General features: G+C 68.2%; 17 protein-coding genes and 1 pseudogene. 14 read left to right on the top strand and 4 right to left on the bottom strand.

Going from position 1 to position 19,071, the window contains the following annotated elements; genetic code table 11:
* The first annotated feature begins 1 nt into the window (after position 1).
* The 7 genes and pseudogenes from ABRZ00_RS13560 (at position 2) to ABRZ00_RS13530 (ending at position 7,979) form a co-directional block, all read left to right on the top strand.
* Positions 2-1,648 (top strand): acyl-CoA synthetase, encoded by a 1,647-nt coding sequence (locus ABRZ00_RS13560; RefSeq protein WP_368641608.1) that lies wholly within the window; start codon positions 2-4, stop codon positions 1,646-1,648.
* 101 nt (positions 1,649-1,749) lie between these two features.
* Entirely contained in the window at positions 1,750-3,225 is a 1,476-nt protein-coding gene (locus ABRZ00_RS13555) for an NAD(P)H-hydrate dehydratase (RefSeq protein ID WP_368647902.1), read from the top strand.
* Positions 3,226-3,234: 9 nt separating this feature from the next.
* Complete coding sequence (locus ABRZ00_RS13550) at positions 3,235-4,083, top strand: HAD family hydrolase (protein WP_343835405.1); 849 nt, start codon at positions 3,235-3,237, stop codon at positions 4,081-4,083.
* Positions 3,980-4,543: pseudogene (gene tadA / locus ABRZ00_RS13545) on the top strand (tRNA adenosine(34) deaminase TadA); the annotation flags it as partial. The gene ABRZ00_RS13550 and the pseudogene tadA, both read left to right, overlap by 104 nt.
* An 84-nt stretch (positions 4,544-4,627) precedes the next feature.
* The gene (locus ABRZ00_RS13540) at positions 4,628-5,638 is read left to right on the top strand and encodes an LD-carboxypeptidase (protein WP_368642833.1); all 1,011 of its coding nucleotides are present in this window, start codon (positions 4,628-4,630) and stop codon (positions 5,636-5,638) included.
* A 53-nt stretch (positions 5,639-5,691) separates the two neighbouring features.
* Positions 5,692-7,293, top strand: a complete 1,602-nt coding sequence (locus ABRZ00_RS13535) for an ABC-F family ATPase (protein ID WP_368640863.1) — start codon at positions 5,692-5,694, stop codon at positions 7,291-7,293.
* A gap of 71 nt (positions 7,294-7,364) precedes the next feature.
* Positions 7,365-7,979, top strand: coding sequence for a YigZ family protein (locus ABRZ00_RS13530; protein ID WP_368641610.1), 615 nt, complete (start codon positions 7,365-7,367; stop codon positions 7,977-7,979).
* A gap of 4 nt (positions 7,980-7,983) precedes the next feature.
* Here the strand turns inward: ABRZ00_RS13530 and ABRZ00_RS13525 are convergent, their stop codons facing one another.
* From ABRZ00_RS13525 to ABRZ00_RS13515, 3 genes are all read right to left on the bottom strand, one after another.
* Positions 7,984-9,465 (bottom strand): MFS transporter, encoded by a 1,482-nt coding sequence (locus ABRZ00_RS13525; RefSeq protein ID WP_368641611.1) that lies wholly within the window; start codon positions 9,463-9,465, stop codon positions 7,984-7,986.
* Entirely contained in the window at positions 9,462-9,842 is a 381-nt protein-coding gene (gene trxA / locus ABRZ00_RS13520) for a thioredoxin (protein ID WP_368641612.1), read from the bottom strand. Before trxA ends, ABRZ00_RS13525 begins: the two co-directional genes overlap by 4 nt.
* A gap of 135 nt (positions 9,843-9,977) precedes the next feature.
* Positions 9,978-11,270, bottom strand: coding sequence for an NCS2 family permease (locus ABRZ00_RS13515; RefSeq protein ID WP_343835399.1), 1,293 nt, complete (start codon positions 11,268-11,270; stop codon positions 9,978-9,980).
* Between the two features lie 165 nt (positions 11,271-11,435).
* Between ABRZ00_RS13515 and tsaD the strand changes: the two genes are divergently transcribed.
* Positions 11,436-12,482, top strand: coding sequence for a tRNA (adenosine(37)-N6)-threonylcarbamoyltransferase complex transferase subunit TsaD (gene tsaD / locus ABRZ00_RS13510; RefSeq protein ID WP_368641613.1), 1,047 nt, complete (start codon positions 11,436-11,438; stop codon positions 12,480-12,482).
* Between the two features lie 39 nt (positions 12,483-12,521).
* Here the strand turns inward: tsaD and plsY are convergent, their stop codons facing one another.
* On the bottom strand, positions 12,522-13,163 hold the full coding sequence (gene plsY / locus ABRZ00_RS13505) for a glycerol-3-phosphate 1-O-acyltransferase PlsY (protein WP_368641614.1): 642 nt from the start codon (positions 13,161-13,163) through the stop codon (positions 12,522-12,524).
* A gap of 111 nt (positions 13,164-13,274) precedes the next feature.
* Between plsY and surE the strand changes: the two genes are divergently transcribed.
* The 6 genes from surE (at position 13,275) to ABRZ00_RS13475 (ending at position 19,067) form a co-directional block, all read left to right on the top strand.
* The gene (gene surE, locus ABRZ00_RS13500) at positions 13,275-14,021 is read left to right on the top strand and encodes a 5'/3'-nucleotidase SurE (RefSeq protein WP_368641615.1); all 747 of its coding nucleotides are present in this window, start codon (positions 13,275-13,277) and stop codon (positions 14,019-14,021) included.
* Between the two features lie 16 nt (positions 14,022-14,037).
* Positions 14,038-14,862, top strand: coding sequence for a protein-L-isoaspartate(D-aspartate) O-methyltransferase (locus ABRZ00_RS13495; RefSeq protein ID WP_368641616.1), 825 nt, complete (start codon positions 14,038-14,040; stop codon positions 14,860-14,862).
* A 100-nt stretch (positions 14,863-14,962) separates the two neighbouring features.
* Positions 14,963-15,745 (top strand): peptidoglycan DD-metalloendopeptidase family protein, encoded by a 783-nt coding sequence (locus tag ABRZ00_RS13490; protein ID WP_368641617.1) that lies wholly within the window; start codon positions 14,963-14,965, stop codon positions 15,743-15,745.
* The gene (locus ABRZ00_RS13485) at positions 15,742-16,521 is read left to right on the top strand and encodes a 3'-5' exonuclease (protein ID WP_368641618.1); all 780 of its coding nucleotides are present in this window, start codon (positions 15,742-15,744) and stop codon (positions 16,519-16,521) included. The genes ABRZ00_RS13490 and ABRZ00_RS13485 overlap by 4 nt, the downstream gene beginning before the upstream one ends.
* A gap of 4 nt (positions 16,522-16,525) precedes the next feature.
* The gene (gene rlmD, locus ABRZ00_RS13480) at positions 16,526-17,836 is read left to right on the top strand and encodes a 23S rRNA (uracil(1939)-C(5))-methyltransferase RlmD (protein ID WP_343835904.1); all 1,311 of its coding nucleotides are present in this window, start codon (positions 16,526-16,528) and stop codon (positions 17,834-17,836) included.
* A gap of 10 nt (positions 17,837-17,846) precedes the next feature.
* Positions 17,847-19,067, top strand: a complete 1,221-nt coding sequence (locus ABRZ00_RS13475) for an MFS transporter (protein ID WP_368641619.1) — start codon at positions 17,847-17,849, stop codon at positions 19,065-19,067.
* The last annotated feature ends 4 nt before the right edge of the window (positions 19,068-19,071 follow it).

Genomic DNA, 19,071 nt, shown 5'->3' with positions numbered 1-19,071 from the left:
CATGACCTCGATATACGAGCAGGATTTGCCTCAGACTCCGGCCAACTTCGCCCCTCTGACGCCTTTGCTGTACCTGGAACGGGCTGCCGAAGTCCACCCCGACCGGCCGGCGGTCGTGCACGGCAGCGGCGCCGGCGCCATTCGCCGGTCCTGGGCCGAACTGTACCGGCGCTGCCGCCGCCTGGCGGGCGCGCTGGCCGCGCATGGCATCGGCAGGGGGGATACGGTGGCCGTGATGCTGCCGAATGTGCCCGCCATGGTCGAGGCGCATTTCGGCATTCCCATGAGCGGGGCCGTCCTCAACACCTTGAACACGCGGCTGGACCCTGCCACCATCGCCTTCATGCTCGATCACGGCGAGGCGCGCGCTCTTTTCGTCGACCGGGAATTCTCCCGCATCGTCAGCCAGGCGCTGGCGCTGCGCACGCGCGCCGAGCCCATCCTGGTGGTGGATGTGGACGATCCCTTGTACGACGGCCCGGGCGACGCCATCGGGACACTGGACTACGAAGCGCTGCTGGCCGGGGGCGATCCCGGCTTCGCCTGGCGGATGCCGGAAACCGAATGGGATGCGATTTCTCTGAACTACACCAGCGGCACCACCGGCAACCCCAAGGGGGTGGTCTATCACCACCGGGGGGCCGCCCTCAACGCCGTGTCGAACATTCTTGAATGGGACATGCCCAGGCATGCGGTCTATCTGTGGACGCTGCCCATGTTCCATTGCAACGGCTGGTGCTTTCCCTGGACCGTGGCGGCGCGCGCCGGGCTCAACGTCTGCCTGAGGCGAGTGGATGCGGCCACCATGATCGCGCTGATGCGCGAGCACGGCGTCACCCATTATTGCGGCGCGCCCATCGTCCAGAGCATGCTGGTCAATGCGCCGCCAGCCCTGCGCGCCACCATCCCGGCGGGTATCCGCGCCATGGTGGCGGGCGCCGCGCCGCCGGCCTCGATGATCGAGGGCATGGAGGCCCTGGGCATCGACCTGACGCACGTCTATGGACTGACCGAGGTCTACGGGCCGGCCACGGTATGCGTCAAGGACGCCGCCTGGGACGCCCTGGACATCGGCAAGTGGGCCGAACTCAACGCCCGGCAGGGCGTGCGCTACCACCTGCAGAAAGCTGCGGCGGTGCTGGATCCGGAAACCCTGCGGCCGGTGCCGGCCGACGGCGAGAGCATGGGCGAGATCATGTTCCAGGGCAATATCTGCATGAAGGGCTACCTGAAGAACCCGCAGGCGACGCAGGCGGCTTTCGCGGGCGGCTGGTTCCACAGCGGCGATCTGGCGGTCGTCCATCCGGACGGCTACATCAAGATCAAGGACCGCAGCAAGGACATCATCATTTCGGGCGGTGAAAACATCTCTTCCATCGAAGTCGAGGACGTGCTCTACCGCCACCCGGCCGTGCTGGCGGCCGCCGTGGTCGCGCGGCCCGACGAACGCTGGGGCGAGACCCCGTGCGCCTTTGTCGAGCTCAAGCCCGACGCCCAGATCGGGGCGGAGGACCTTATCGCCCATTGCAAAGCCCATCTGGCGGGCTACAAGGTGCCGCGCCATATCGTGTTCGGGGAATTGCCCAAGACCTCCACCGGCAAGATCCAGAAGTTCGAGCTGCGTCAGCGCGCAGCGCAGTCTGACTGAGGCTGGCCGTGTCCGCCCGGCATTCCGTTCCCGAACCGTCCGGCCGTGCGGGGGATACCCCCCCGCGGGCCGGCGCGCCGGCCCGCCTGTCGCCGCATGCGTTGCTGAGTCCGGCGCAGATGGCCGCCGCGGACCGGGCCGCGCCGGCGGCGGGCGTGTCCGGCGCGCGGCTCATGGCGGCCGCCGGCGCCGCCGTGGCCCGCGAGATCCGCGCACGCTGGAGGCCGAGGCCCGTCGTGGTGCTGTGCGGTCCGGGCAACAACGGCGGCGACGGCTTCGTCGTCGCGCGCCTGCTGCGCGGCGACGGCTGGCCGGTGCGGGTGGCCTTGTGGGGCGCGCGCGACGCCTTGCGCGCAGACGCGGCCGATGCGGCCGATGCCTGGAGCGGGCCGGTCGAGCCGGCGGGCCCCGGGTGCCTGGCCGGAGCCGGCCTGATCGTCGATGCCTTGCTGGGCGCGGGGCTGAGCCGGGCTCCGGACGAAACCCTGCGGGCGCTGATCCATGCCGTCAATGAGGCCGGGGCGCCGGTGTGCGCCATCGACGTGCCGACGGGTCTGGACGGCGCCGACGGCCGCTGCCCCAGAGCGGCCGTGCAGGCCGACCTGACGGTCACTTTCTGCCGCCGCAAGCCGGGTCACCTGCTGCTGCCGGGCCGCGCGCTGTGCGGTGCGCTGGTCTGCGCCGACATCGGCATGCCCGCCGCCGCGCTGGAGCGCCTGGTTCCCGAGGTCCATGCCAACCATCCCGATCTCTGGTCGGATGTGTTTCCCTGGCCGAGGGCCGATGGCCACAAATATCGCCGGGGCCATGCGTTGGTCGTGGGCGGCGACCGCATGCTGGGCGCCAGCCGCCTGGCCTGCCTGGCGGCCGCGCGCATCGGCGCCGGGCTGGTGACGCTGGCAACGCCGCCGGCCGCCTGGGCGATCCAGGCCGGTGCGCTGACCTCGGTCATGGTCGAGGCGCTGCCGCCCGACGGCGCGCTGGACCAGGCCCTGGCGGATCCGCGCCGCAATGCGCTGCTGATCGGGCCCGGGCTGGGCCGCGCGCCCGGGGGGCGCGGCCAGGTTCTGGCCCTGCTGGCGGCGGGCCGGGCCTGCGTGCTGGACGCCGATGCGCTCAGCGTCTTTGCCGACCGGCCCGCCGCTTTGCTCGATGCCCTGCACGGGCGCTGCGTGCTGACCCCGCACGAGGGCGAGTTTGCGCGCCTTTTCAACCCCGGTCCAGACGCGGCGGGGACCGCCGGCGATAAACGGCACCGGGCGTGCGCGGCGGCCCGGCGCGGCGGCGCGGTCGTGGTGCTCAAGGGCGCCGATACCGTGATTGCGGCGCCCGATGGCCGCTGCGTCATCAACGACAACGCGCCGGCGACCCTGGCGACCGCCGGGTCGGGGGACGTGCTGGCGGGCGGCATCGCCGGCCTGCTGGCCGCCGGGATGCCGCCCTTCGAAGCCGCTTGCGCCGCCGTCTGGCTGCACGGCCTGGCGGCCGGGCGGCTGGGGCCGGGGCTGCTGGCCGAGGATCTGCCAGGCGCTTTGCCTGGCGCGCTGGCCGCCTTGGCCGGGCTGATCAGAACATAGAGAATACTGATGGCGGACGTGATTGCACTGGTCTTCGATTTCGACGATACCCTGGCGCCGGACAGCACGTCGGGCTTTCTTCAGGATATCGGCGTGGATGTCCCGGCCTTCTGGCACGGCGAAGTCGATCCGCTGCTCAATGGCGAGGACTGGGACCCCGTCCCGGCCTATCTGTACCGGATGCTGGCCTTGTCCCGTTCGGGCCGCCACGGCCCCATCACCCGAGACCGCTTGCGCGACTGGGGGCGCCGGCTGCCGCTGCACGAGGGCGTGACGACGCTGTTCGAGCGCTTGCGCACGCGGCTGCATCAAGCCCATCCCACCGTGCAGCTCGAGTTCTACCTGATTTCCAGCGGCATCGGCGACGTGCTGCGCGACACGCCCATCGCAGGCTGGTTCTCCGACATCTGGGCCTCCGAATTCCATTACGGCGATGACGGCGCCATCGACTTCCCGCGCCGTGTGGTCAGCTTCACCGACAAGACCCGCTATCTGTTCCACATCCAGAAGGGCATCATCGGCGCCGAGTCGCGCAACAAACCCTTCGAGGTCAACCGCAAGGTCGATCCCGACAAGCTGCGCGTGCCGTTCGAACAGATGATCTTCGTCGGCGACGGCTACACCGACATCCCCTGCTTTTCCCTGATTCGCCGCTCGGGCGGCGTCGCCTTCGGCGTCTGGGATCCGCGCCACAAAGAGAAACGCAGCCGCGCCTGGGGGTTCATCGAGGACGGCCGGGTGTCCAACCTGAACCATGCCCGTTTCGATGAGGACGCCGAGCTGTATCAAATGCTGGAGGCCGCCGTCGAAAGCCTGGCCTCGAAGATCGTCCTGCGTGCGCGGATGTATCGTGGCTGAGTTTCTGGACGACGACGGCGCGATGGCGCTGGCGCTCGAGCTGGCCCGCCAGGCGGCGGCCCTGGGCGAGGTGCCCGTGGGCGCCGTGGTGCTGGATGCGGCAGGACGCCTGCTGGCGACCGGCCACAACCGCACGATCCTGGATCGCGACCCCACTGCGCATGCCGAAGTCGTGGCGCTGCGCGCCGCCGCCCGGCTGCTGGACAATTACCGCCTGACCGGCGTCCGCCTGTTCGTGACGCTGGAACCCTGCGCCATGTGCCTGGGCGCCATGTTTCACGCGCGGTTGTCGGAAATCGTGTACGGCGCGTCCGATCCCAAAACCGGCGCCTGCGGCGGCGTGGTCGATCTCTCGGTCCAGCCGCGCCTGAATCATCACACCCATGTGCGCGGCGGGGTTCAGGCGCAGGCCTGCGGCGATCTGCTGCGCGAATTTTTCCGGGCGCGGCGCGACGCCGCCCGCGCCGCGCGGGGCCGAACGCCGGCCGCATCCCCTTCCGGTGGCCCAGCGGCCCTCCCTTCCATTTTTCAGGATGATCCTTCCATGTCCAAGCAGAAACCCGCCTCCGCCTTGCCCGACCAGCCAGCCCCGCGGTCCGGCGGCGAGCATACGCATCTGGTCTGCGCCGATCCCGATTGCAACGTGCATGGCGTGCACGAACAACCTTCGGGGATCTACCTGATCTCGCCCTCGGGCGCCGTGGCCGATCCCGCCGCGCTGGACCTGGCCGTCGAGCGGCTGCGCGCCATGGGTTTTCGCGTGGCGGCGGACCGCACGGCCCTGGCCATGCACGAGCGCTTCGCCGGTACCGATAAACAGCGCCTGGCCGCCATCCGGCGCGCGCTCAAGCAAAAGCATCCGGTCGTCATGGCGACCCGGGGCGGCTACGGCTTGAGCCGTCTGCTGCCGCACATCGACTGGCAAGCCGTGGCCGACAGTGGCAAGACCTTCATCGGCCAGAGCGATTTCACCGCCTTCAATCTGGCGCTGCTGGCGCGCACCGGCGCGGTCAGCCTGGCCGGCCCCACGGCGATTTTTGATTTCGGCGGCAAGAAGGTGGATGATCTGACCCAGGCCCTGTTCCAGGAGACCTTGTCGGGCGAACTGGAAATCCTGAGCTTCGAATCCCCCGGCGCCGACCCCGTGGACGCGCGCGGCATCCTGTGGGGCGGCAATCTGGCCATGGTGGCCTCGCTGGCGGGCACGCCCTATCTGCCCGACGTGAAGGGCGGCATCCTGTTCCTTGAAGACGTGTCCGAACACCCGTTTCGGATCGAGCGCATGCTGACCCAGCTATGGCATGCCGGCGTGCTGGAAAAACAGCACGCCATCGTGCTGGGCCAGTTCACCGATTATCGCCTGGCGCCGCACGACAATGGCTACGACCTGGATGCCGTGGTGCGCTGGCTGCGCAAGACGGTGCGCGTGCCGGTCGTGACGGGCTTGCCCTATGGCCACGTGAAGGTCAAGGCCACCTTGCCGGTGGGGGCGCGCGTGGGCATCGCCACGGAGGACGGCATGGCGCACCTGGTGCTGCGGGAGCATGGGCATTGACCTGCCTGCTAAACTAGCAGGTTGTTTTGACTTCATTTTTTTCCTCCGCCACCGTGATATCCACCAACAACCTCACCATCCAGTTCGGCGCCAAGCCCTTGTTCGAGAACGTCAGCGTCAAGTTTGGCGATGGCAACCGTTACGGCCTCATCGGCGCCAACGGCTCGGGCAAGTCCACCCTGATGAAGATCATCGGTGGCGACCTGGAACCGACCTCGGGCAACGTCGCGCTGGAACCCGGCCTGCGGCTGGGCAAACTGCGCCAGGATCAGTTCGCCTTCGAGGATGTGCGGGTGCTGGATGTGGTGCTGATGGGCCATGCCGAGATGTGGCAGGCCATGGCGGACCGGGACGCCATCTATGCCAACCCGGAGGCGACCGAAGACGACTACATGCGCGCCGCCGAGCTGGAAGGCAAGTTCGCCGAGTACGACGGCTATACGGCCGAAGCCCGCGCCGGCGAACTGCTGCTGGGTCTGGAAATCCCCGTCGAACAGCACCAGTCGCCGATGAGCGAGATCGCGCCCGGCTGGAAACTGCGCGTCCTGCTGGCGCAGGCGCTGTTTTCCAATCCCGACGTGCTGTTGCTCGACGAGCCCACCAACAACCTGGACATCAATACCATCCGCTGGCTGGAAACCGTGTTGAACGGCTACGACAGCACGATGATCATCATCAGCCACGATCGCCACTTCCTGAACGAAGTCTGCACCCACATGGCCGATCTGGACTACGGTGAATTGCGCGTGTATCCGGGCAACTACGACGACTACATGCTGGCCTCCACCCAGGCGCGCGAGCGTCAGGTGGCCGCCAATGCGCGCGCCAAGGAGCGCGTCAGCGAACTGCAGGACTTCGTGCGCCGCTTCGCGGCCAACAAGTCCAAGTCGCGCCAGGCCACGTCCCGCCTGAAACAGATCGATCGCATCAAGGCCGATACCGTCCAGGTCAAGCCCTCCTCGCGGCAGAATCCCTACATCCGCTTCGAGGTCAACAAGGTTCTGCACCGCCAGGCCGCGCACATCGAGGATCTGTCCAAGTCCTACGACCGGCCCATCATCAAGGGGCTGTCCACCATGATCGAGGCGGGCCAGAAGGTCGCCATCATCGGCGCCAACGGCGTGGGGAAGACAACCCTGCTGCGGCTGCTGGCCGGCAATCTGCCCCCCGATGAAGGCACCGTGCGCTGGTCGGAAAACGCCGATATCGGCTACATGGCCCAAGACGTCTCCGACCAGTTCGATTCCGACCGCGATCTGTTCGACTGGATGACGGATTACCGCCAGCCGGGCGACGAAGACCAATCGATCCGTTCCGTGCTGGGCCGGCTGCTGTTTTCGGGGGATGAGATCGGCAAGGCCGTGCGCGTGCTGTCGGGCGGGGAAAAGAACCGCATGAGCTTCGGCCGCCTGATGCTGGGGCGCCACAACGTCATGCTGATGGACGAGCCCACCAACCACCTGGACATGGAGTCCATCGAATCCCTGCAGTACGCGCTGGAACAATACCAGGGCACGCTGGTGTTCGTTTCGCATGATCGCCAGTTCGTGTCGGGCGTGGCGACGCGGGTGATCGAGATCCTGCCCGATGGACGCCTGAACGACTATCCGGGCACCTACGAAGAATACCTGGCGTCCCAGGGCATCGAGGCCTGACCCATGGCGGGGCGCCGGCCGCAAGCGGCCTGTGGCGCGGTCGATGGGCCGGTCCGCAAGCCGGAGCGCGCATGCCGCATACGCTGACCGCCGTTGCCCGGCACGAGGCCGAGGTCCGCAAGAGCCGATTCCTGGCCCTGGCTGCGCCCATCGATTCGCCCGAGGCCGCGCAGGCGTTCCTGGATGCGTACCGCGCCCCCCAGGCGACGCACAATTGCTGGGCCTGGCGCTTTGGCGCGCGGTATCGTTTCCATGACGACGGCGAGCCCGGCGGGACGGCGGGCCGTCCGATCCTGCAAGCGATCGAAGCCCAGGGCTACGACCGCGTGGCCGTGCTGGTGGTGCGCTGGTTCGGCGGCATCAAGCTGGGTACGGGTGGGCTGGCGCGGGCCTACGGCGGTGCCGCCGCCGAGTGCCTGCGCCTGGCGGACCGGGTGGAATTGCGCGAAGAGTGCCGGGTGCTGTGCACTTGCCCCTATGCGGACATGGACCTCGTGCAGGCGCGCCTGCTGGCGGCGGGCGCGCGGATCGAACAGGCGGCGTTCGATGGCGAGGGCGTGCGCTGGCACCTGGTCCTGGCGCGCGCCGAAGCGGGCGCACTGGAAGCGCTGTATACCGATCAGACCCGGGGGCAGGGCGCCTGGCGCATCCTGGAGCCCGGCGACGGTCCGGGGCCGGCGGGTTGATCCCTCACCCTTCGAGGCCGGACCGACGCGCTCGCTGATCCTTGAGCGCGACCTGCAACGCGGCCAGGATGACCGCCGCGATGACCCCGAACCCGGCCATCGTCGCCGTTGGCCATGAGGCCATGCCCAAGGTCCAGAAGACGACGGCCGTGATCATGGCAATGCCCACGGAGGTGCCGATCCGCTGGCCTGTCTGCATGATGGCTCCCGAACTGCCCGCATAATCCAGCGGTACATCCATCAGCGTCAGGGCCTGGTTGGGGCTGACCACCAGGCCCTGGGCCAGTCCGATGAACGAAAGGGTCAGCAGCAGCCACCAGGCGCTTGCCAGGCCCAGAGCCTGCAGCAGGATCACCCCGGCGCTCAAAATCAGCCCGGCCAGGGCCAGCAGCAATCCGGCGACGACAATCCTGCGGCCATGGGGAATCACCCTGCGGCCCGCCCAGTTGGCCGCCCAGGAGGACAGCAGGGCGGCGGGGATGCCGAACAGGCCGGAAAGCAGGGCCGACATGCCCAGACCTTCCTGGACATACAGGGCGACCAGCACCCAGATGCTGGTCATTCCCAGGAAATACAACGCCATGATCAGTACGCCGTTGCTGAAGCTGCCCGTGGAAAAAATCCGCAGATCGACCATGGGGCTTCCGCCCCGGCGTGTCGTGCGGCGTTCCCAAGCGATCCAGGCCGCCGTCAGGCACAGGCTCAGCGGCAGCAGCAGCCAGGTCATGGGCGCGGTGCGGGATTCGACGAATGGGTAGAGAAAGGACAGGACCGCCAGGCCCAGCAGCAGGGAGCCGACCGGATCCAGAGAGCGCCAGTCCGTACGGGCCGCCGCCCCGGCAGCGGCGGGTGCCATCGCGCCGATCCGCCGGATCAACGGCCGGGGAAACCATTTGAGGCCAAGCACGATGACGGCAATCCCGATGGGGACATTGACCAGGAATGTCAGCCGCCAGCCGATCTGCTGGCCGCCCAGTTCGATCAGCAGCCCGCCGAGAACCGGGCCGATGGCCACGGAAAATCCCACGACGGTGCCGAGGTAGCCGAAGGCGCGGCCGCGCTCCGCTCCCCGGAAATATTGCTGGATCATGCCCAGGCCCTGCGGGTTGAGCAGGCCGGATCCCACGCCTTGCACGAAGCGCGCGCCGTTGAGCCATGTCGCATCCGGCGCCAGGCCCGCCGCGACGGAGGCGAGCGTAAACAGGGCGACGCCGATCAGGAACAGGGCGCCGCGCCCCATCAGATCGCCGGCGCGGCCGGCCGCCACCAGCACGACGCCGAAGGTCAGGGCGTAGCCGGACAGCACCCATTGCAGATCCGATCGCGTGGCGTCGAGCGCGGTATGGATAGAGGGCAGGGCGACGTTGACGATGCTGACCCCGATCAGAGACATGAAGATCGTGGTCAGCAGGACGGCCAGGATGCGCCACCGGCCCGGATCGGGCCGGTGGGCTTGTGAAGCAGGGGGGATGGAAAGAGGGGTCAATGCGTGGTGGACGAGGCCTTTTCCTGGGCGGCGATTTCAGCGTGGACCGCGGTCATGTCCACGGCCTTGACCTGGGTCAGGAGCTCCTCCAGTTGCGAGGCGGACAGTGCGCCGGCCTGCTGGAACAGAAGCACATTTTCGCGGAAGACCATCAGGGTCGGGATGGAGCGGATGCGCAGGGCGGCGGCCAGTTCCTGCTGTTCCTCGGTGTTGATCTTGGCGAAGGTGACGTCCGGGTGCTTTTCAGCGGCGGCCTCGAAGGTCGGGCCGAATTGGCGGCAGGGGCCGCACCAGGGGGCCCAGAAATCAATGATCAGGGGTTGATCGGCCTGGGTGGCGGCCTGGAAGGTGTCTTGGGTGAGTTCGATGACGCTCATGGGGGCTCCGGGGCGGGACGGGGCGGCAGGATGCCGCCCCGGTTACGGTACATATGGGGATGATGGGGGTGATTGCAAGCCGCTCGGATTCGCCTGGCTGTGAATGGTCCGCAGGGGACCATTCACAGTCCTGGCTCATCCCGGGAACAGGGCGTATTTGATGACGAACAGCACGGCGACCAGCAGGGTGGCCGGGTGGATGTCGCGGAAGCGGCCCGACAGCGCCTTGATCGCCACATAGCTGATGAAACCAAAGGCCAGGCCGTTGGCGATGGAATAGGTGAGCGGCATGGCGATGGCGGCGATGGCGGCGGGGATGGATTCCGTGATGTCGTCCCAATCCACATCCACCAGTTCGCGCAGCATCAGGCAGGCCACATACAGCAGGGCCGGAGCCGTGGCGTAGGCCGGGACGATGGCGGCCAGCGGGGACAGGAACAGCGCCAGCAGGAACAGCACGGCGATGGTCAGGGCCGTCAGGCCGGTGCGCCCGCCCGCCTGTACGCCCGAGGCGCTTTCGACGTAGGCGGTGGTGCTGCTGGTGCCCAGCATCGAACCGGCCACGATGGCGCTGCTGTCGGACAGCAGCGCGCGGCCCAGGCGGCCGGGATTGCCCGGACGGATCAGGCCCGCGCGCGTGGCCACGCCGATCATGGTGCCGGTGGCGTCGAAGACCTCGACCAGCACGAACACCAGGATCACGTGGAAAAAGCCGGTGTTCAGCGCTCCCATGATGTCCAGTTGGAAGAAGGTGGGCGCCAGGCTGGGCGGAGCTGAGAAGATGCCCTGGAACTGAGTGTGGCCGGTGATGATCGACAGGACGGTAATGGCCAGGATGCCGATCAGGATGGCACCCCGGACTTTCAGTGCGCCCAGCGCGGCGATGATGAAGAAGCCGAGGATGGCGAACAGGGTGGGGGCGTGGGTCAGGTCGCCCAGACCGATCTTGGTGGCCGGATTGGCGACCACGATGCCCGCCGAACCCAGGGCGATGATGCCCAGGAACAGCCCGATGCCGGCGGCGATGGCGGATCGCAGAGAAGCCGGGATCCCGGCCACCAGCCATTCGCGAGCGCCGGTCACCGTCAGGATCACGAATACCACGCCGGAAATGAAAACCGCCCCCAGGGCCTGCTGCCAGGTGTAACCCATCTGGGCGACGACCGTGAAGGCGAAAAAGGCATTCAGGCCCATGCCCGGGGCCATCCCGATAGGCCAGTTGGCCAGAAAAGCCATGATCAGGGAGCCCAGGGCGGCGGCCAGGCAGGTGGCGACGAAGACCGAGCCTCTGTCCATGCCGGTGCTCGACAGAATGTCTGGATTCACGAAGACGATGTAGGACATCGTCAGGAAGGTGGTCAATCCCGCCAGCACTTCCGTGCGGATCGAGGTGTCGTGGTCCTTGAGCTTGAAGAGCTGTTCCAGCATGGTGTCTCCTCTCGGATGGATATTGGTATTCGCCATGTGTGTCGGCCGCCCGTCCGCATCGGGGCGGGCCGCGAGGCGGACGCCCGCCGAGGACGCGGCACGGGAACATTCTGATGACCGCATCATTCTAAAGCCCTTTCGGGATCGGTTGTACACTGGCGCCCTATGCTGATCATCGGATTCGAGAGCTCCTGCGACGAGACCGGCGTGGCCGTGGCATGCACCGAGCGCGGCCTGCTGGCGCACGCCCTGCACAGCCAGATCGCCATGCACCGGGATTACGGCGGCGTGGTGCCGGAACTGGCTTCGCGCGACCATATCCGCCGCATCGTGCCGCTGACGCGCCAGGTGTTGGGCGAGGCCGGCGTGCGGGCCCGCGATCTCGATGCGGTCGCCTACACGGCCGGCCCCGGCCTGGCCGGGGCCCTGCTGGTGGGAGCGAGCTTTGCCCGGGCGTTCGCCTGGGGGCGGGATCTACCCGCGATCCCCATCCACCACCTCGAAGGCCATCTGCTGTCGCCCCTGCTGGCTGACGAGACACCCGATTTCCCTTTCGTGGCGCTGCTGGTGTCCGGCGGCCATACGCAGTTGATGCGGGTCGACGGCGTGGGGCGCTACGAGCTGCTCGGCGAAACCCTGGACGATGCGGCCGGCGAGGCCTTCGACAAGAGCGCCAAGCTGATGGGCCTGGGGTATCCGGGCGGCCCGGAGCTGTCGCGTCTGGCCGAGGAGGGCGACCCGCGGGCGCATGCGTTGCCGCGCCCGATGTTGTACAGCGGCGATCTGGATTTCAGTTTCAGCGGCCTGAAAACAGCGGTGCTGACCCGCATGCGCGCCCTGCAGGATGCGGGCCGCGCGAATGATCGCGCCGCCCGCGCCGACCTGGCGGCCTCGACCGAGGCCGCCATCGTCGATGTGCTGGCCGCGAAGTCCCTGCAGGCTTTGCGCCGTACCGGGCTGAAGACCCTGGTGGTTGCGGGCGGCGTAGGCGCCAACCGGCATCTGCGCGCGCACCTGTCGGATGCGCTCGACGCGTTGCGCGGGCGGGTGTATTTCCCCCCGCTGCATCTGTGCACCGACAATGGCGCGATGATCGCCTGGGCGGCCATGCTGCGGGCGCGCGCCGGGCTGGTCGACTTGCCGTCCCTGCGCGGCAATGCCGCCTTTGACGTGCGGCCCCGCTGGGACTTGCAGGACGTTTGCGTCTCCTGAAACGCCCACGGCCGGGCCGGCCGCGCGCGTTTGCCCCGCTTATTTCTTCCTGGCGCCGATCCGGCTTTCCTTGCCGGCGAGCAAGCGGGCGATGTTTTCCCGGTGGCGCGTCAGCAGCAGGACGCTGATGAGCACGATCGCGGAGAGCGTCAAGGCATCGGCGCGCCAGGCGACCTTGTCGCCCAGGATGGCATAGCAGGGGGCGAAGACCGCCGCCAGGATCGCAGCCAGGGACGAATAGCGCGTCACCAGCGCCACGATCAGCCAGGTCGCGGCAGTCGCCAGGGCCAGCCAGGGCAGCAATCCCAGCAGCACGCCCAGGGCCGTGGCGACGCCCTTGCCGCCGCGAAAGCCCAGGAACAGCGGGTACAGGTGCCCCAGGAAAGCCCCCAGACCGGCCAGGGGGATCGCGGATTCCGGCAGCAGGCCGCGCTGCGCTGCCCAGGCGGCCAGCGTCACGGCCAGCCAGCCCTTGGCCGCGTCGCCCAGCAGGGTGAGGGCGGCGGCCGCTTTGTTGCCGCCGCGCAGCACGTTGGTCGCCCCGGGATTGCCCGAACCGAAGCTGCGGGGATCCTTCAGGCCCATGGCCCGGCTGACCACGACGGCAAAGGGCACGGAGCCCATCAGGTAGCCGATGAACAGGGCGGCGGCTACGCCGAGGACGGCAACGAAAGGAGTCATGGCAGGCGGCGGCGCGAAGGCGCGCAATGGATGGATGATGGGCGCCATTCTAAAGCGCGGCGGGGCGCGGGTACAATTCGCACCATCCGGTTTCAGGCGGGAACGAAGAAAATGCGCATCCTGGTGTCCAACGACGATGGCTACAATGCGGCGGGAATCGAGGCGCTGGTGGCGGCGCTGCGGCCCTTGGGCGAGATCACGGTGGTCGCGCCCGAGACCAATTGCAGCGGCGCGTCCAATTCCCTGACCCTGCGGCGTCCCCTGACGGTGCGCCAGGCGGCCAACGGCTTCCATTTCGTCAATGGCACGCCTTCGGATTGCGTCCACGTGGCGCTGACCGGTCTGCTGGGCTTTCGGCCCGACCTGCTGGTCTCGGGCATCAACAACGGCGCCAACATGGGCGAAGATACGCTGTATTCGGGCACGGTGGCGGCCGCCATGGAAGGTTATCTGTTCGGCGTGCCGTCCATGGCGCTTTCACTGCTGGACCGCGAATGGCGCCATCTGGACTGCGCCGCCCAGGTGGCGCACGCCCTGGTGTCGCGGTTCCGCGACCGGCCCTGGACCGAACCGATGCTGCTGAACGTCAATATCCCGGCGGTGCCTTATCGTGATCTGGCGGGTTTTCGCACCACCCGCCTGGGGCGCCGCCATCCGGCCGAACCCGTGATCCGCAGCACCACGCCCTATGGCGATACCGTGTACTGGATCGGTCCGGTGGGACGGGCGCTCGACGGCGGCCCGGAAACGGATTTCGGCGCCGTCGAGGCGCATGCCGTGTCGATGACCCCTTTGCGCGTCGACCTCACGGACCATGCGCGCACCGAAGCGGTCGCTGCCTGGATGGAAGATCGATGAAGACCCCGGAGGCCCGATGAACAAGCCGCGTCATCCGCTGGACAAACCCTCGCGCAGCGCACGCAGTGTGTCCGCGGGCTCTGCGCTGGGGCCCGGCTATTCGGCTGCCAACAGCAACACGCGCATCCATGGGCCGCGCCCGTTCACCCTGCCATCGAATTCCGCCAAGTCGCCGGCCGCGCCCGCCACCGTGAACCTGGGGCTGAATTCCGATCGCCTGCGTCTGCAGATGGTGCAGCGCCTGCGCGAGCAGGGCATCACCGACGAGCGGGTGCTGTCGGCGATGCAGGCGGTGCCGCGCCACGTATTCGTGGACCAGGGGCTGGCCAGCCGGGCCTATGAGGATGCCGCCCTGCCGATCGGCTACGGGCAGACGATTTCCCAGCCCTGGGTGGTGGCGCATATGCTGGCCGTCATGAGCGATGGCCGCGCACCGGAGCGGGTGCTGGAGATCGGCGCGGGCTGCGGCTACCAGGCTGCCGTCCTGGCCCAGTTCGTCCCCGAGGTCTACGCGATCGAACGCGTACGCGGCCTCTACGAGCAGGCGCGCCTGAACCTGGCCCAAGGCCGGGCCCGGGGGCGGGTGCGCCTGACTTTCGGCGACGGGATGCAGGGCCTGGAACACCGCGCGCCCTTCGATGGCATTGTGGTCGCCGCTGCGGGGGTTAAAATCCCCGAAGTCTTGTTGCATCAGCTGGCTGTGGGTGCGCGCCTGATCGCTCCGGAGGGCGCCGCGCACCAAAGGCTGATCTTGATCGAGCGCACCGGTCCGTCATCCTGGCACCGGCTCGAGCTCGAAGATGTCCGATTCGTACCGCTGCGTCCTGGCACGCAGACCTAAGTAGGAGAACCACATGCTCGATGGGACGCTGGTGACAGATGCTCCGTTCACCCAATCGCCGCGCACCGGGCGTTTTGCAACGCAATGGCCGGGTCGTCCCATGGCAAGAACGGCCTTGCTGCTGGCCGTTCTGCTGTCGGCCGCCGTCCTGTCGGGTTGCGCCTCGCGCTCCGCGCGCGCGCCGGTTGCCGATCACTCCAACCGCAGCGCCTCCGCCGCGACCGCCCAGGCCTCGGGCACCTATGTCGTGCGGGCCGGCGACACGCTCTACAAGATTGCCCAAAGCCACGGCATGGAAGTCTCCCGCCTGGCGCAACTGAACAACATCACCGATCCGACCCAGTTGTCCATCGGCCAGGTCCTGCGCCTGGACGGCAACACGCCCATGCCGGCGGGCGGGGCAACGGCCACGACCTCGCCGGTCAAGACCTCGCCCGCCAGTGGCGGGAGTGCCGGCGCGGCCGCCGGCGAGGCCGCCGCGCCGGTCTCGACTTCGGCGTCCCGCGCCAGCGATGCGGGGCTGATTTCCTGGGGCTGGCCCAGCGGCGGCAAGATCATCCAGGGCTTCAATTCCACCACCAAGGGCATTGACATCGAAGGCGCGGTCGGGGCGCCCGTGACGGCCGCTGCCGACGGCAAGGTCATGTACGCGGGCAATGGCGTGCGCGGCCTGGGCAACCTGATTCTGCTGGGCCACAGCAACGGTTTCATCACGGCCTATGCCCACAACCAGTCCCTGCTGGTCAAGACCGGCGAAACCGTCAAAAAGGGCGCGAAGATCGCCACGCTGGGCCAGAGCGATACCACCTCGCCGCGCCTGCACTTCGAGATCCGGCGCCGCGGCACCCCCGTGAATCCTCTGTCCTACCTGCCGGCGCGATGATTCCGACGCTGGTCTTCGACCTGGAAACGATTCCCGACGCGGACGGCCTGCGGCGCTTGAATCCGCAGTGGGCCGATCTGGCCGACGCCGATCTGATCGAAGCCGCGCTCGCCCAGCGGCGAGAGACGCACGGCAACGATTTTCTGCCCCTGCATCTGCAGAAGATCGCCGTCATCGGCTGCGTGTTCCGAGACGACCAGGGCTTTCGCGTGCGCACGCTGGGCCAGCCCGACGATCCCGAAAAAACGCTGATTGCCGGATTTTTCAAAACCATCGGCCACTACACGCCCACCCTGGTCAGTTGGAACGGCTCGGGCTTCGATCTGCCGGTGCTGCACTATCGCAGCCTGATCCACGGCGTGGCCGCGCCGCGCTACTGGGACACCGGGGACGACGATCGTGATTTCCGCTTCAACAACTACCTGAACCGCTACCATACCCGCCATGTCGATCTGATGGACGTGCTGGCAAAGTTCAACGGCCGCGCCAACGCGCCGCTGGACCAATTGGCCAAGCTGTGCGGTTTTCCCGGCAAGCTCGACATGGATGGCGGCCAGGTCTGGCAGGTCTGGCACGCGGGCGACCGGGATCACGTGCGCAACTACTGCGAGACCGATGTGCTCAACACCTGGCTGGTGTATTGCCGCTACCGCCTCATCAAGGGCGAGCTGGACGCCGAATCCTATGCGGCCGAACTCGCGCTGGTGCGCGACACCCTGACGGCGCTCGATGCGCCGCACTGGAAAGAATTCCTCTCCGCCTGGCACCATGGTTGAACCCATTCTGTTGTCCTTGGACATCGAGTCGCTGGATCTCGAAGGCCAGGGGATTGCCCATCATGAGGGCAAAGTCGTCTTTGTCGAGGGCGCACTGCCCGGAGAACGGGTTCTCGCCCGCGTGACGCGGCGCAAACCTTCCTACGACAAAGCCCGCGCCGAGCGCATCTTGAGCGCTTCCTCGCAGCGCACCCGGCCCCCATGCCCGCATTTCGGCGTCTGCGGGGGCTGCGCCATGCAGCACCTGGAGCCGGCCGCGCAGATGGCCGTCAAGCAGCGTGCCCTGGAAGATGCGCTGGAGCATATCGGCAAGGTCCGGCCGCAGCAGATTCTGCCCGCGCTTCAGGGGCCGGCCTTCGGCTACCGCCACCGCGCCCGGCTGTCGGTCCGCCTGGTGCCGAAAAAGGGCGGCATGCTGGTGGGTTTCCGCGAACGCGCCAGCAGCTACGTGGCCGACATGCAATCCTGCCTGGTGCTGCCGCCGCATGTTTCGGCCCTGCTGATGCCTTTGCGCGCACTGATCGGCGGGCTGTCGCGGCCTGACCGCATGCCGCAGATCGAAGTGGCCGTGGGTGACGAGTCCACCGTCTTCTGCCTGCGGCACCTGGAGCCCCTCACGCCGTCCGACCTGGACAGCCTGCGCGCGTTCGGCGACCGTCACCGCATCGACTGGTGGCTGCAGCCCAAGGGGCCCGAGACGGCTCATCCGCTGGATCCGGCCCGCGCCGATGCGCTGGCCTATGCGTTGCCGGCCTACGGCTTGCGCATGCACTACCGGCCGACCGACTTCACCCAGGTCAACCCGCAGATCAACCAGGCCCTGGTGGCGCGCGCCTTGAGCCTGCTGGACGTCCAGCCGGATGATCGCGTGGCCGACCTGTTCTGCGGCCTGGGCAATTTCAGCCTGCCGCTGGCCACGCAAAGCCGCGCGGTCGTGGGCATCGAAGGCAGCGCCACGCTGGTGGGCCGCGCGCGCGAGGACGCCATCCGCCAGGGGCTGGCGGACAAGGCCGGGTTCACCGAACTGAATCTGTTCGAGGTCGATGCCGGCTGGCTGCGCGGCCTGGGCCGTTTCGACCGCATGCTGATCGATCCGCCGCGCGAGGGAGCCCTGGCTGTCGCGCAGGCGCTGGCCGATCTGGCGCCGGCCGAGCGTCCGCGCCGCGTCGTCTATGTTTCCTGCAACCCGGCCACTCTGGCGCGCGATGCGGGGGTGCTGCATCACGTGGGCGGATGGACCTTGAAGGCCGCCGGCGCGGTCAATATGTTCCCGCACACGGCGCACGTGGAATCGATCGCCGTCTTTGAACCCTGAAGGAAAGCGCATGAGCCACGGGCGCCGCTCGCCAGGCGGCAGCGGCCGGCGCGCCATCCCGCGCACGGTATGGATGCTGGGCCTGGTCAGCCTGTTCATGGATCTTTCGTCGGAGCTGATCCACAGCCTGCTGCCGATTTTCCTGGTTTCGGGCCTGGGCGCCAGCGTGCTCGCAGTCGGCGTCATCGAGGGCGTGGCCGAGGCCACCGCCCTGATCGTCAAGATTTTCTCCGGTGCGATCAGCGACTATCTGGGCCGCCGCAAGGGTCTTCTGCTGGCGGGATACGGTCTGGCGGCGTTGAGCAAGCCCTTGTTCCCCTTGGCGCATTCGGTCGGCACGGTGTTCATTGCCCGTTTCATCGACCGGATCGGCAAAGGCATCCGGGGCGCGCCGCGCGACGCCCTGGTCGCCGACGTCACGCCACCGGAAATCCGGGGCGCGGCTTTCGGACTGCGCCAGTCCCTGGATACCGTGGGCGCGGTCCTGGGGCCCGGCCTGGCGGTCGGATTGATGCTGGTGCTCACGGACATCCGGCATGTGCTGTGGTTTGCCGTCGTCCCGGGCGTCGTGGCCATGGGGCTGCTGTGGTGGGGCGTGCGCGAGACGCGTCCGCCGCCGGACGAGGCCCGGCCGCTGCGCTCGCCCATCCGCTGGCGCGCGGCGGGCGATTTCGAAGCCGCCTACTGGCGCGTGGTGCTGATCGGCGCCGTGTTCACCCTGGCTCGATTCAGCGAAGCCTTCCTGATCCTGCGCGCGCAGGACATGGGCCTGGCCATGGCCTGGGCCCCTGCCGTGTTGATCGTGATGTCGCTGTTCTTCACCTTGTCCGCCTACCCCGCCGGCTGGCTGTCGGACCGCATGCCGCGCACGGCGGTGCTGGCCGTCGGCCTGGTCCTGCTGCTGCTGGCAGACCTGACCCTGGCGCTGACGGGCGGCGGCGTCTGGCTCTTGCTGGCGGGCGCGGCGCTGTGGGGACTGCACATGGGGTTCAGCCAGGGGATTCTGGCTGCCATGGTGGCGGATACGACGCCGGCGGGTCTGAAGGGGACGGCTTTTGGGATTTTCAATCTGGCCAGCGGCGTGTGCATGCTGCTGGCCAGCGTTCTGGCCGGCGGGCTGTGGCAAGCGTGGGGGCCGTCGGCGACGTTCCTGGCGGGCGCTGGATTCGCGGGCGCGGCACTGCTGGGTCTGGCCGTCCCCGCCGCCGGCCGCCGTCGCCCGCACACCTGATCGG

The organism is Castellaniella ginsengisoli (genome assembly GCF_040955415.1).
GTDB lineage: Bacteria > Pseudomonadota > Gammaproteobacteria > Burkholderiales > Burkholderiaceae_B > Castellaniella > Castellaniella ginsengisoli.
This window is presented reverse-complemented; position numbering and strand designations above follow the sequence as displayed.

What these genes read in the sequence shown, in the direction of transcription:
- surE (WP_368641615.1), top strand. Translation starts at nt 13,275, where the DNA reads ATGCGCATCCTGGTGTCCAACGACGATGGCTACAATGCGGCGGGAATC.
- tsaD (WP_368641613.1), top strand. Translation starts at nt 11,436, where the DNA reads ATGCTGATCATCGGATTCGAGAGCTCCTGCGACGAGACCGGCGTGGCC.
- ABRZ00_RS13550 (WP_343835405.1), top strand. Translation starts at nt 3,235, where the DNA reads ATGGCGGACGTGATTGCACTGGTCTTCGATTTCGACGATACCCTGGCG.
- ABRZ00_RS13485 (WP_368641618.1), top strand. Translation starts at nt 15,742, where the DNA reads ATGATTCCGACGCTGGTCTTCGACCTGGAAACGATTCCCGACGCGGAC.
- trxA (WP_368641612.1), bottom strand. Translation starts at nt 9,842, where the DNA reads ATGAGCGTCATCGAACTCACCCAAGACACCTTCCAGGCCGCCACCCAG.
- ABRZ00_RS13530 (WP_368641610.1), top strand. Translation starts at nt 7,365, where the DNA reads ATGCCGCATACGCTGACCGCCGTTGCCCGGCACGAGGCCGAGGTCCGC.
- ABRZ00_RS13540 (WP_368642833.1), top strand. Translation starts at nt 4,628, where the DNA reads ATGTCCAAGCAGAAACCCGCCTCCGCCTTGCCCGACCAGCCAGCCCCG.
- ABRZ00_RS13475 (WP_368641619.1), top strand. Translation starts at nt 17,847, where the DNA reads ATGAGCCACGGGCGCCGCTCGCCAGGCGGCAGCGGCCGGCGCGCCATC.
- plsY (WP_368641614.1), bottom strand. Translation starts at nt 13,163, where the DNA reads ATGACTCCTTTCGTTGCCGTCCTCGGCGTAGCCGCCGCCCTGTTCATC.
- ABRZ00_RS13495 (WP_368641616.1), top strand. Translation starts at nt 14,038, where the DNA reads ATGAACAAGCCGCGTCATCCGCTGGACAAACCCTCGCGCAGCGCACGC.
- ABRZ00_RS13560 (WP_368641608.1), top strand. Translation starts at nt 2, where the DNA reads ATGACCTCGATATACGAGCAGGATTTGCCTCAGACTCCGGCCAACTTC.
- ABRZ00_RS13490 (WP_368641617.1), top strand. Translation starts at nt 14,963, where the DNA reads ATGGCAAGAACGGCCTTGCTGCTGGCCGTTCTGCTGTCGGCCGCCGTC.
- ABRZ00_RS13515 (WP_343835399.1), bottom strand. Translation starts at nt 11,270, where the DNA reads ATGCTGGAACAGCTCTTCAAGCTCAAGGACCACGACACCTCGATCCGC.